Annotated in this window: 11 protein-coding genes; 2 read left to right on the forward strand and 9 right to left on the reverse strand. The window is 60.8% G+C overall.

Translation table 11 applies throughout. The features are described from left to right. Positions 1-33: 33 nt before the first annotated feature. From ACY8D3_RS19130 to glyQ, 9 genes are all read right to left on the reverse strand, one after another. A complete protein-coding gene (locus ACY8D3_RS19130; RefSeq protein ID WP_462380410.1) occupies positions 34-1,401 on the reverse strand; it encodes a glutamine synthetase family protein in 1,368 nt (455 codons plus the stop codon). Between the two features lie 37 nt (positions 1,402-1,438). Further along, a complete protein-coding gene (locus ACY8D3_RS19135) occupies positions 1,439-2,821 on the reverse strand; it encodes an aspartate aminotransferase family protein (RefSeq protein WP_462380411.1) in 1,383 nt (460 codons plus the stop codon). Positions 2,822-2,992: 171 nt separating this feature from the next. Beyond that, positions 2,993-3,400, reverse strand: a complete 408-nt coding sequence (locus tag ACY8D3_RS19140) for an SMI1/KNR4 family protein (protein ID WP_462380412.1) — start codon at positions 3,398-3,400, stop codon at positions 2,993-2,995. Between the two features lie 124 nt (positions 3,401-3,524). Further along, complete coding sequence (locus ACY8D3_RS19145; RefSeq protein WP_462380413.1) at positions 3,525-4,394, reverse strand: Tim44 domain-containing protein; 870 nt, start codon at positions 4,392-4,394, stop codon at positions 3,525-3,527. Positions 4,395-4,620: 226 nt separating this feature from the next. After that, complete coding sequence (uvrD, locus tag ACY8D3_RS19150) at positions 4,621-6,810, reverse strand: DNA helicase II (RefSeq protein WP_462380414.1); 2,190 nt, start codon at positions 6,808-6,810, stop codon at positions 4,621-4,623. A gap of 71 nt (positions 6,811-6,881) precedes the next feature. Then, entirely contained in the window at positions 6,882-7,655 is a 774-nt protein-coding gene (locus ACY8D3_RS19155) for a lysophospholipid acyltransferase family protein (RefSeq protein WP_462380415.1), read from the reverse strand. After that, the gene (gene gmhB, locus ACY8D3_RS19160) at positions 7,652-8,194 is read right to left on the reverse strand and encodes a D-glycero-beta-D-manno-heptose 1,7-bisphosphate 7-phosphatase (RefSeq protein WP_462380416.1); all 543 of its coding nucleotides are present in this window, start codon (positions 8,192-8,194) and stop codon (positions 7,652-7,654) included. The genes ACY8D3_RS19155 and gmhB overlap by 4 nt, the downstream gene beginning before the upstream one ends. A gap of 54 nt (positions 8,195-8,248) precedes the next feature. After that, on the reverse strand, positions 8,249-10,303 hold the full coding sequence (glyS, locus tag ACY8D3_RS19165) for a glycine--tRNA ligase subunit beta (RefSeq protein WP_462380417.1): 2,055 nt from the start codon (positions 10,301-10,303) through the stop codon (positions 8,249-8,251). Further along, positions 10,300-11,250, reverse strand: a complete 951-nt coding sequence (gene glyQ, locus ACY8D3_RS19170) for a glycine--tRNA ligase subunit alpha (protein ID WP_462380418.1) — start codon at positions 11,248-11,250, stop codon at positions 10,300-10,302. Before glyQ ends, glyS begins: the two co-directional genes overlap by 4 nt. A 189-nt stretch (positions 11,251-11,439) precedes the next feature. On the opposite strand from glyQ, the gene ACY8D3_RS19175 reads away from it, so the two are divergent. Both ACY8D3_RS19175 and ACY8D3_RS19180 read left to right on the forward strand, forming a co-directional pair. After that, positions 11,440-11,997, forward strand: coding sequence for a DNA-3-methyladenine glycosylase I (locus tag ACY8D3_RS19175; protein WP_462380419.1), 558 nt, complete (start codon positions 11,440-11,442; stop codon positions 11,995-11,997). 70 nt (positions 11,998-12,067) lie between these two features. Next, complete coding sequence (locus ACY8D3_RS19180) at positions 12,068-12,955, forward strand: lysophospholipid acyltransferase (RefSeq protein WP_462380421.1); 888 nt, start codon at positions 12,068-12,070, stop codon at positions 12,953-12,955. The last annotated feature ends 152 nt before the right edge of the window (positions 12,956-13,107 follow it).

Consider the following 13,107-nt stretch of genomic DNA (forward strand, 5'->3'; position numbering starts at 1 on the left):
CCTATCGCCACGCTCAATTGGACGCAGCCGCGATCATGCGTTAGGTAGGTACCAGCGCCAATCCTGCTCGCCAACCTCGCTCATGAACTGACGGTATTCCGCACGCTTGATGGCAAGGTAGACCTCGATGAACCGCTCGCCGAGTGCTTCGCGTGCCCAGGAAGACTGGTCGAGGGCACTCAGTGCCGTCAGCCAGTCGGTTGGCAGTGCATCGCCGGGTTGCGCGTAGCCGTTGCCTTGGACCGGTACGCCTGGGTCGAGCCGATGTGCGATCCCGTGATGCATACCGGCGAGGATGGCTGCGGCAGCCAGGTAAGGGTTCGCATCAGCGCCGCAAATGCGATGTTCAATATGCCGGCTCCCCGCAGGTCCGCCCGGAACACGGAACGAGACCGTTCGGTTGTTGATGCCCCAGTTCTGGGCAAGGGGTGCATAGCTGTTGGCCTGGAAGCGTCGGTAGGAATTGGCGTTCGGACAAAACAGCGCCAGTGCATCGCCTAATGTCGTCGCCATGCCAGCAACCGCGTGGCGCAGCAGAGGCGTACCGGCAGGATCTTCACTGGCGAACAGGTTGTTTCCGTTTTCATCCGCGAGGCTTACATGCATGTGCAGACCGCTGCCGGCGAGGTCCGCGAACGGCTTGGCCATGAAGCAGGCCTGTAGCGCGTGCGCGTTGGCAACGCCTTTTACAAGGCGCTTATAGCGAATGCCTTCGTCCATGGCCTGGAGGGCGTCGTAGCGGTGGTCCAGAGTAATTTCGACCTGCCCGGGCGCGTATTCCGAAATGGCGGTACGGGCCGGTAAGCCCTGTATCTCGCAGGCGTGATAGAGATCGTCCAGAAACGGCTGCAGCTGCTCGAGCTCGTAGACACCGTACACCTGCGTAGCGCTGGGGCGGTGCCCGTTCATTTGTAACGCGGGTAGTGGACGGCCGCCTTCGCCGCGGCACCGGTCAAGCAGATAGAACTCCAGCTCGGTCGCCATCACCGGGTGAAAGCCATCTGCCTTGAGGCGATCGATAACCTGGGCAAGCACGTGGCGTGGGTCCGCCGGCGTGGCGGGCATTCCTGTCACAGGATGCATGCTTACCTGGACCTGCCCTGTGGGCCGTGCTCGCCATGACTGGAGCGTCAGACTATCGCGTAACGGGTAGGTCCAACAGTCGGCATCGCCGACGTCCCATACCAGCCCGGTTTCGTTGACGTCTTCGCCGTGGATGGTGAGCGCAAGGATCGTGCTCGGCAACGGCCGCCCGTTCTCGTACATCGCAAGCAGCTCGTTGCGGTGCAAAAGCTTGCCCCGAGGAATGCCGTTGGCGTCGATAATAAACAACTCGATATGGCGTACGTCCGGATTGGCAGCGAGAAAGCGCTGGGCTTCCTCGAGTGGCGCAAAGGTCATGGCGAATCCTTGTGCAATAACCGCTGATAGCGAAATGTCAGGCTTCGGTGCTGCGTAACGTGTTCACTGCTTGGTCGAGCGTCTGTAGCAATCGATCCACATCGGCTTCCCGCGTGTCCGGGCAACACAAGGTCATGTTGTGGAACGGCGTGATAAGGATGCCGCGGTTGATCAGGTACAGGTGGAGCGTCATCTGCAGGCTGTCATGGAACGCCGCCTCCGCTTCTGCACCCGTGCGAGGGGCTTGAGGGCAGAACTGAAATTCGCAACGCGCCCCGAGCTGGGTAACTGACCAAGCCAGGCCGTGGCGGTTGATGAGTGCCCGGAATCCGTCCGCCAGTCGCTCTGCCAGGGGTAGCATCTGGGCGTACGCATCATCCGTCATGACATGCTCAAGGTTGGCACGTACGCAATGCATGGCTAGCGCGTTGGCTGAAAGCGTTGTGCCCATTCCGCTGTGGCCGTGCCCATGGACCATTTCTCGCGCGTGTTGCTGGGCGATCCGCATGGCCTGTGCCATCTCACTGGTGAAACCGTATACCGAGCAAGGGACGCCACCAGCGATCGGTTTGCCAAGGGTGAGGAAGTCCGGCTCCAGATTCCAGGCCCGCGTGCAACCACCGGGGCCGGTTGAGATGGTATGGGTCTCATCGATGATCAACAGCGACCCATAGCGGCGAGTGAGTTCGCGGGCCTTCTCCAGGAATCCCGGTTCAGGCAGGACCATACCGATGTTGGTCATCGCCGGCTCGCAGAGCAGGGCGGCGATATCGTTCTGGGCGAGGGCCTCTTCAAGCGCATTCAAGTCATTGAACGGAATCGCTCGGGTGTGCTGAGTCAGATTTCGCGCCTGTCCGATCAGACCCGCGCGGTGGATGGTCCGTCCGTCACGGTAGCGCACCATCGCTTCGTCCACGGTACCGTGGTAACAGCCGTCGAAAACGAGGATTACTTTGCGGCCCGTGATAGCTCGAACCCAGCGAAGCACGAAGCGGTTGGCATCCGTTGCGGTCGTTGCGAACTGCCAATAGGGCAGGCCAAAGCGCTCGGCCAGACGCTCGCCGCAGATGACCGAATCCTCGCCGGGCAGCATGGTTGTCAGGCCTTCAGTCGCCTGCTCGCGGATCGCTTGGGCAATGGGAGCGGGCGAGTGACCGAACATCGAACCGGTATCGCCGAGGCAGAAGTCCACGTACTCGTTACCATCGATGTCGGTAAAGCGGGCGCCTTGGGCCTTTTGGACGAACAGCGGAACGGGCGTTGACCAGTCACTCATCCAGTGCATCGGCACACCGTCAAACAGCGATTGGCGGGCGCGGTTGGCCATGGCGACTGAGGCCGGATGGGTGTCGATGAAGCGTTGGCGCTCAGTTGCCGCCAACACATCGATAGCCCGCTGTGGGATACCGCTGACTGTCATGTTGAACGCCTCGTTCGGTTTTTCGCACACATTGCGATTACCGCGAGGCGCTGTCAATCGTCCTTATCGAACGACTGAAACGCATTGGGAGCGTTGCATTTGTGTCGAGTCTGGAAATGGCCAAGTGTGGGCGTCTACAGCGCGCTCTGGCGTGAACCCAGGCATGATTTATCAGCTTTCGAGCCAGACATCTCGCACCCAATGCCAGACCGAATCCCAGGTCTGATCGGTCATCTCGCCACTGTCCCCGTCGAACAGCATTACTTGGTTTTCCAGATCTACAACGTAGTAGTCGTTCCCGTCCTGGCAGATCGGCACGAGGTCTCGGGCGACCCCAGCGTCCCATGCGTTGGCCGCGACTTCGGGCAGGTAGGTATGGGCATGCGAGTCTGTAACGGTCACGGGCTCAAGCTTTCCATAAACTACATCGCTGACGGTCAGCAGAAACTCGCGCAACTCGAGCGGCATGTTGATAAGCAGCTCTTCCTCGATCTCCACGAGAAGGTCTTCATCCGGTAACTCGAGGGGTACCGGAACCGGTTCATTCAGCTCGCGCAGCTGGTCAATCACGTCTTCCACAAACAGCTCCTCCGGCCCGTTGGTACGTGCAAAAGCCTAGCGGAGACGGGCGCATGGGAACAGGCATCCGTCGGAAAAAAGAAAGCCCGGGTAAAAACCCGGGCTTCGATGGCGCTTGATACGATCAGCTGTTCTGACGGATACCCGCAACGAGCCAAGGCTGGTTATCGCCCTGGGCACGTTCCATGCGCCAGCTTTCGCTGAAGGCTTCACCCTGGTCGAAGCGCGAGGTCTTCGAGACGCCAGTGAAGGTCAATGTAGCGGTTGTTTTCTCGGCATCATCGTCCACGCCATCAAGTTGCACGACCAGGTCGTCGATGTAAGTGGATTGATAACCTTCGCCCAGCTCGGCACGTTCACGCTTGAGGAATTCATGCATCTTGGGCGTGACGAACTCGCTGATCTTGTCCATCTCGTTCGAGTCCCAGTGCTGCTGAAGCGACATGAAGTGCTCACGCGCCGCTGCCAGGAAGCGTTCTTCATTAAACCAGGCCGGTGCATTGATAACCGGCGCGGCACCCGCGGCCGGAGACAGGGAGCCTCCGAAGAAATTGCGGTTGGCTGCCGCCGGCTGTTCATTTTGCGCTTCGCGCTGGAACGGCGCGTGGCCGGCCGGAGCAGGTTGCTGCTGCTGTTGCTGGCGTCGACGAGCCGCCAGGAAGCGGAAGATCAGGAAGGCGATCAAGCCGAAGATCAGGATGTCCATGAACTGGATGCCTTCGAAGGCGCCCCCCATGAACATGGCAGCCAGCAGGCCACCGGCGGCGAGGCCGGCGAGCGGACCCATCCAGCGGGACGCACCGCCAGCGGCAGCGGCTTGACGGCCGGGCTGAGCGGCAGCCTGGTTCTGGTTGGCAGGCGGTGTGGCCTGACGTGTTTGGTGGCTCGGCGCGTTGCCGAAGGACTTGCCACCGCCGAAGCGCTTGGCATGGGCGTCCAGCGCCAGGGTCATGCCCAGGCACATGGCCAGAGCGATGCTGAGAAAACGTTGCATCGAGATTCCCCGTAAGGTTGATGACTCACGCGTCATGGTGCACGCGAGGGTGTATGAAGACCAGTGACGATGTGTTTCGTCGTTTTGCCCTGTGATGCGCGACGCGAGTTTGCGCAGTGAGCGAATCAGCTGGGGTACTGTAGCGTTCGAACCATGGGAGCGTCTGCTTGTTCAAGCGCAGCGCTCCCGATCCGATCTTAGGTAGCAGACCTGTGCAACGCCTGGCTTAAAGCGGTTCAAGTTTGGCGTACGCCGCCATCAGCCACTTGCTGCCTTCGTCATCGAAATTGACCTGGACCCGCGCCTGAGCTGCGGAGCCTTCGAAGTTGAGAATGACGCCTTCGCCAAAGAGCGGATGGCGTACGCGCTGGCCAAGACTGTATCCGGTATCGGGCACCTCGGCGTTGGCAAACATCGATCCGGTGCTACGCGAGCCGGCGTAAGGTCGGCTGACGCTATTGGACAGACGTACTTCCTGCAGGAGAGAGGGTGGGATCTCGCGAACGAAGCGCGATACCTTGTTGTACGTCTCGCTGCCGTGCAAGCGCCGTGTCTCGGCGTAACTCAGGACCAGCTTCTGCATGGCGCGGGTAATACCGACATAGGCGAGACGGCGCTCCTCTTCAAGCCTTCCCGGCTCTTCGAGGCTCATTTTGTGAGGGAAGAGCCCTTCCTCCATGCCGACCAGGAACACCAGGGGGAATTCCAGGCCCTTGGCGCTGTGCAGCGTCATGAGCTGGACGCAGTCCTCATGTTCACCTGCCTGTTGTTCGCCCGCTTCCAGCGAGGCGTGGTCGAGGAAAGCAGCCAACGGGGTCTGCTCTTCGTCGCCTTCCTCGCCCTCGTAGTGGTCGAACGCGCGGGCAGCCGAGACGAGTTCCTCAAGGTTCTCGACGCGGGCCTGAGCCTTCTCGCCCTTTTCGTCCCGGTGATAGGCCAGCAGGCCCGACTGCTCGATAACCAGCTGCACCATGTTGTGCAGCGGCATGCCTTCGGTCTTCAGTGCCAGGGTATCGATGAGCTCCACGAAGCCATTGAGTGCCCCAGCCGCGCGGCCCGACACCACCTTGGTGCCGACCGCCTGATGCAGGGCTGCCCAAAGCGAGAGATCCTGGCTACGCGCGAACTGCCGCAGTGTCTCGACGGTTTTTTCGCCAATGCCGCGTGCCGGGACATTGATCACGCGTTCCAACGCCGCGTCGTTGCCCCTTTGCTGGATCAAACGCAGGTACGCCATCGCATTCTTGATTTCCGCACGCTCGAAGAAGCGCTGGCCACCGTAAATGCGGTAGGGAATCTTCTCGCGTAGCAGGGCTTCTTCAAGCACGCGGGATTGGGCGTTGGAGCGGTAGAGGATGGCCATTTCGCGGCGCGCCATGCCCTCCTTGATGCCGCGCTCGATGCCCTCGACGACGTAACGGGCTTCATCGTGTTCATTGAAGCCTGCGTAGAGCGCAATGGACTCGCCGTCGCAGCCCTCGGTCCACAGCTCCTTACCGAGGCGGCCCTGGTTATTGGCGATCAGGGAATTTGCTGCCTTTAGAATGCACGCGGTCGAGCGATAGTTCTGCTCGAGGCGGATCGTCACGGCATCTGCAAAGTCGTCGCAGAACTGTTGGATATTTTCGATCTTCGCGCCACGCCAGCCGTAGATCGATTGATCATCGTCGCCTACGACCATCAGGCTGTCGCCGCCTTGGGCGAGGAGCCGCAGCCAGGCGTACTGCACCGAGTTGGTGTCCTGGAACTCATCTACCAGGATGTGGCGGAAGCGGCGCTGGTAGTGCGCCAGCAGGCCGGGGTGATCCCGCCAGAGGTCCAGCGCCCGTAACAGCAGTTCGGAGAAGTCGATGACGCCGGCTCTGGCGCAAGCGGCTTCGTAGGCTTCATAGATCTGTCTCATGGTCGCGAGGAACAGGTCACCGGATGCCTGGATGTGCTGCGGGCGCAGCCCCTCATCCTTCTGGCCGTTGATGAACCACTGCGCCTGGCGAGCGGGCCATCGTTGTTCGTCGAGACCCAAATCGCGGATTACCCGCTTGACCAGGCGTTGCTGGTCGTCCGAATCAAGGATCTGGAAGTTCTGGTCCAGCTTCGCTTCCTGCCAGTGAGCGCGCAATAATCGGTGGGCAAGGCCATGGAAGGTGCCAACCCACATGCCGGCCGGGCTCACCCCGAGCAGCTGCTCGATACGGTGCCGCATTTCGGCTGCGGCCTTGTTGGTGAACGTCACGGAGAGGATCGAGTGCAACGATGCACCCTCCGTCAGGTTCAGCCAGGCGATTCGATGGACCAGCACACGCGTCTTGCCGGAACCGGCGCCTGCGAGCACGAGTTGACGCCCCAGCGGCGCCGTAACGGCCTGGCACTGGGCATCGTTGAGGGAAGCGATGAGGAGTTCGGGGTCTTTTAGCATCGCGACATTCTAGCAGTCGGACGCGGGGAAGGGGTGGATGGATGACCAGCGTGGCATCCATCTACGGCGTATTACTGCAGGACGTCCTGTACTTCGACCGGCGCTGCGTCTGGCGGCAGGTCGCCGATCTCGCGCTGGGCCTGGCTGACCCAGGCGAAGGCGCGGTCATTGAGTTCGGCAATGGCGCGCGGGCCGGTGGCTTCAGCGTACATTGGCGCGCCAATGACGACCTGGATAGTACCGCTGCGCTTTCCCCAGCCATCACGTGGCCAAAACCGGCCGGCATTGTGAGCGATAGGCAGCACCGGCAGCCCCGCATTCACGGCAAGCGCAGCACCGCCCCGCGAGAACTTGCCGATCTGTCCTACCGGTACCCGGGTGCCCTCGGGAAAAATCAGCACCCAAGTGCCCTGCTGCAGACGATCATGCCCCTGCCTGGCCAATTCCTTGAGCGCCAGCTTCGGGTTATTACGGTCGATCGCGATAGGACGCAGCAACGCCATTGCCCAGCCGAAGAACGGCACGAACAGCAGCTCCCGCTTCAACACCTGGCTCAGCGGCTGAAAATAGCCGGACAGGAAGAATGTTTCCCATGTGCTCTGGTGCTTGGAAACGATCACGCATGGGGTCTGCGGGATGTTTTCCAGGCCTTTCACTTCGTAGCGGATACCGACGATGACGCGCGCCAGCCCGATAGCGAATCGGCACCAGGCAACCACAACAAAGCGATAGCGTGTCTTGAACGGCAGAAATGGCGCGATCAGCAGGCTTACGGTGCCCCATAGGAAGGCGCTGAGGCTCAACAATAGATAGAACGCACCGACGCGAATCGGATTACAGCTCATGGCGTGTCCTGCAAAAGATGATCAGCGAAAGCGGCAAGGTCATCGAAAACCACGGTGCCCTCGGGAAGGGGCTTTTCCAGTGTGCGCAGACCTTTGCCCGTGCGGACAAGATATGGCACGCAGCCTACGGCGATGCCGGCCTCCAGATCGCGAAGCGAATCGCCCACCACGGGTACACCCTTGAGGTCAGGCAGGCGGAAATGGCGCGCAATGGTGCGAAAAAGACCAGGCTTCGGCTTGCGACAATCGCAACCATCGTCCGCGCCATGTGGGCAATGGACGATGAGGTCGATGCGACCGTCCAGCGCCATCAACTGTTGCTGCATGGCGAAGTGCATGTCGCTTAGTGTCGCGGCGTCAAACAATCCTCGGGCGAGCCCGGACTGGTTGGTAGCCACCGCGACGGTCCATCCTGCCTGATTCAGCCGCGCAATGGCCTCGAGGGAGCCGGAAATGGGAACCCATTCCTCGACCGATTTTACGAAGGCGTCGGAGTCCACGTTGATGACCCCGTCGCGATCCAGTACGAGTAGTTTCATAAAATGCTCGAAACACGGTTGCAGGGCGCGCCGCGCGGTACGCCCTGCAACCGATCAGCCCAACGCCGAAATGTCGGCGACGCCCAGGAAAAGGCTACGCAGTTGCGCCAGCATGGCATAGCGATTGGCGCGTATTGAAGGCTCCTCGACGTTGACCATGACGGCCTCGAAGAACGCATCCACCGGCTTGCGCAGTGCCGCCAGGCGCGCCAGTGCCGCTTCATAGTCGCGTGCTTCCGCGAGTGGCCGCACGTCCTTGTCGGCCTGCTGCAATGCCGCGTACAGCGCGAATTCGCTCGGGCTGTCGAAGTAGTGAGCTTCAACGCCGGATGGCAGCTTACCTTCGTACTTGCTAAGCAGGTTCCAGACGCGTTTGTTGGCAGCTGCCAGCGCTTCGGCTTCGGGCAGGCGGCGGAACGCCTGGACGGCTTGCACGCGCTGCTCGAAGTCCAGTGGTGAGGTCGGCTGCAGGGCGCGGACCGCCAGATAGACGGCTGTCTCGGTGCCCTCGTCTTCATAGCGTGCACGCAGGCGGTCGAAGACGAATTCCTGAACCTGATCGACAAGCCCGTCAGCCTTCACCTTGTTGCCGTACTGGCGCACAGCGAACTCGAGCGTGTCGCGCAGATCAAGCTCAAGGCCCTTCTCGATCAGGATGCGAAGTACACCCAGTGCGGCACGTCGCAAGGCGTACGGGTCCTTGCTCCCAGTCGGCAGCATGCCGATACCGAAGATGCCTACCAGGGTGTCCATCTTGTCAGCCACGGCGACGGCTGCCCCAGTCAGGGTCGACGGAAGTTCGGCACCGGCTCCGCGCGGCATGTACTGCTCGTTCAGGGCCAGTGCGACGTCTTCCGGCTCTTCATCGTTCGTGGCGTAGTAATAGCCAGCGATGCCCTGCATCTCAGGGAACTCACCCACCATTTCCGTGGCCAGGTCGCACTTGGACAGGAGGCCAGCGCGGGCAGCGCGTGCCTTGTCGCCACCAATACGCTCGGCGATGTAGCCTGCCAGTGCGGACACGCGCTGCGCCTTTTCGAAGACGGTACCCAGTTGCGCCTGGAACACGACGTTCGAGAGGCGCTCGTTGAAGGCTTCGAGCGGCTGCTTCTTGTCCTGGTTGAAGAAGAATTCAGCGTCCGTCAGCCGAGGGCGCACGACTTTCTCGTTACCTTGGACAATCTGCGACGGATCCTTGCTTTCGACGTTCGCGACCGTAATGAAGCGCGGCAGCAGCTTGCCGTCGGTATCCAGCAGACAGAAGTACTTCTGGTTGTCCTGCATGGTGGAGATAAGCGCTTCCTGGGGTACATCGAGGAAGCGTTCTTCGAACGAGCACACCAACGGTACAGGCCATTCGACGAGGGCGGTGACCTCATCCAGCAGGGCAGGAGGCACAACGGCCTTGCCGTGTTGCTCCTTGGCCAGCTCGTCCACCCGCCGCGCGATCAGTTGACGGCGCTCGGCAAAATCCGCGATGACATGAGCGGCGCGCAGCTCTTCGGCATAACGGGCCGGTGCGGAGATGCGAACAGCCTCGGGATGATGGAAGCGGTGGCCCCGCGACTCACGGCCTGCCGTTTGGGTGAGAATCTCGCAATCGATTACCTCGTCGCCAAACAGCATGACCAGCCATTGTGTGGGACGTACGAATTCGTCCCGGCGCGCAGCCCAGCGCATGCGCTTTGGAATCGGCAGCGCGTCGAGGGCTGCTTCGACGATGCCCGGCAGCAAGTCGCGCGCCGGCTGACCAGGAATGTCCCGGGCATAGCGCAGCTTGGGGCCGCTACGATCGACTTCAGCGAGATCCACGCCGCACTTTCGCGCAAAGCCCAATGCCGCTTGTGTGGGATTACCTTCTTCATCGAAAGCCGCCTGAATAGGCGGGCCGTCGAGATTCACGCTGCGGTCCGGCTGTACGGTCGCCAGGCCTTCCACAAGGATGGCGAGACGGCGCGGCGCGGCATAGACCTTGGTGTTGCTGCAGTTCAGGCTGGCAGCGGCCAGTCCTTTTTCGACGCCGGCCAGAAAGGCGTCGCCGAGGGACTTGAGCGCCTTGGGTGGGAGCTCTTCGGTGCCTAGTTCGACGAGAAAATCCTGAGTGCTCATTCCGAAGCCTCCTCGAGCTTGGCCAGTACTTCGTCACGCAGTTCGGGTGTAGCCATCGGGAAGCCGAGACGTGCGCGGGCCTGCAGGTAGCTTTGCGCGACAGCGCGTGCCAGTGTGCGAACACGCAGGATGTAACGCTGGCGTTCGGTCACGGAGATGGCCCGGCGGGCATCGAGCAGGTTGAAGGTGTGCGACGCCTTGAGCACCATTTCGTATGTCGGAAGTGGCAGCGACTGTTCGATGAGGCGGTTTGCTTCGGATTCGTAGAAATCGAACAGTTCGAACAGCTTCTCGACGTTGGCATGCTCGAAGTTGTAGGTCGACTGTTCCACCTCGTTCTGGTGGAAGACGTCGCCATAGGTCACCTTACCGAACGGACCGTCGGTCCAAATCAGGTCGTAGACCGAATCGACGCCCTGCAGGTACATCGCCAGGCGTTCAAGGCCGTAGGTGATCTCGCCGGTGACGGGGTAGCACTCGATGCCGCCAACCTGCTGGAAGTACGTGAACTGGGTCACTTCCATGCCGTTGAGCCAGATTTCCCAACCCAGGCCCCACGCACCGAGCGTGGGCGACTCCCAGTTGTCTTCGACAAAACGAATGTCGTGGACCAGCGGATCGAGCCCGATTGCCCTGAGCGAGCCGAGGTACAGCTCCTGGAAATTCTCCGGATTGGGCTTGAGCACCACCTGGAACTGGTAATAGTGCTGCAGGCGGTTCGGGTTCTCACCGTAACGGCCATCCGTTGGGCGGCGGGACGGTTGAACGTAGGCCGCGTTCCAGGTTTCAGGACCGATGGCGCGTAGAAATGTGGCGGTGTGGAAGGTGCCGGCACCGACCTCCATGTCATAGGGCTGCAGAACCACGCAGCCCTGTTCCGCCCAGTACTGCTGCAGGGCGAGGATCAGATCTTGGAAGGTGCGCACGGCGGGCTGGGTCTGGCTCACGAGATATCACCCGTTCTGTCTGCGACGAAAAGCCGGTGAGTATATCTGAAACCGCGGCCAGCCCGCATTTGGCGCATTCAGGGTGCAGCGCTCATTTGATCCGGTCGCTCGGCGATATGCGATCAGCTTCGCTTGAATGGGGCTGTATTTACATACAGTATCTGCGTATCGAGGATTTGGGTTTCTTTCATGCCACGCTGCTTCTGGTGTACCGACGATCCGCTCTATCAGGCCTACCATGACAAGGAGTGGGGCGTACCGAGTCGCGATGCCCATGGGCTTTTCGAAATGCTGCTGTTGGAAGGATTCCAGGCAGGGCTCTCATGGATAACGGTATTGCGCAAGCGTCAGCATTACCGTGAGGTCCTGTTCGGTTTCGATCCGCAGCGTCTGGCCCAGATAACCGATGAGGACATCGAGCAACTCATGCAGGATCCCGGGATCATCCGTAATCGTCTCAAGCTACAAGCCGCACGGCGTAATGCGCACGCCTGGCTCATGCTCGAGGACCCGGTCGATTTTTTATGGTCCTTCGTAGGCGGCATACCGCGGATCAATCATTTCCGCGACCGAAGCGAGGTGCCGGCTGTTACGCCGGAGGCCGAGGCGATGAGCAAGGCGCTGAAGAAGGCAGGATTCACCTTCGTGGGCCCGACAATCTGCTACGCGTTCATGCAGGCGACAGGCATGGTGATGGACCATACGCAGGACTGCGATTGTTATCAGGTGCTTGCTTCGGAGCGCTGATCGGTCACGCATTCGGGGCGGAGTCGGCTAAAATGGCCGGCTTTTTTGATCTGATCAGGAGTCGTGGTACGTGCGAAACCTCAAAGGCGCAATTGCGGTCGGCTTTCTGCGCCTGCTGGCCTTGCTGCCCTGGCGAATGGCCAGCGCGCTGGGTGCATTCTTCGGTTGGCTGAGTTGGCGTATACCTGGGCGCTCTCGCGACGTGGCGCGGACCAACCTTTCCCATTGCTTTCCAGAACTCGACGAGCCGGCGCTCGACGCGTTGCTCAAGCGCAGCCTTTGCGACATTGGTCGCACGCTGACCGAAAGCGCATGCGCATGGATCTGGCATCCCCGCCGGTCGATTGCCCTGGTCAAGGAAGTAGAAGGCCTGGATGTGTTGAAAAGCGCATTGGCGTCTGGCAAGGGTGTCGTTGGCATCACCAGCCACCTGGGCAACTGGGAAGCGCTGAACCACTTCTATTGCGACCAATGCAAACCCATCATCTTTTACCGCCCGCCCAAGTTGAAGGCGGTGGACGACCTGCTGAAGAAGCAGCGGGTACAGATGGGAAATCGCGTCGCACCCTCTACGAAAGAGGGGATCCTGAGCGTCATCAAGGAAGTGCGGCGAGGCGGAGCTGTCGGCATTCCCGCCGATCCCGAACCCGCGCCGTCTGCGGGCATATTCGTTCCGTTCTGCGGCACCATGGCGCTGACGAGCAAGTTCGTGCCGAACAGGCTGGCCGGCGGCAAGGCGGTGGGTGTATTCCTTCATGCCGTGCGGCTACCGGACCTGAGCGGCTACAAGGTCATCATCGAAGCGGCCCCCGAGGCTATGTACGACACGGATACCGAGAAGGCGGTGGCCGCCATGAGCGGTGTAATTGAAAAGTACGTGCGCGCTTACCCCAGCCAATACATGTGGACGATGAAGCGCTTCAAAAATCGTCCCGAGGGTGAAGCACGCTGGTATTGATCCATTCGGCGGTCTTGTAGGGCCGACGTTGAAAAGGCTGTACCCGGCGATCACGCGTCGAATCGCTAAGGTCGGTTCGATAATGTCGTTGCGCTGCAAGGGTGCTCGTCATGAATGGCAATGGCGCTGCGCCGGTGGTTTTCTTCGGGGGC

The sequence above is a fragment of the Pseudomonas sp. Marseille-QA0892 genome (assembly GCF_054950135.1).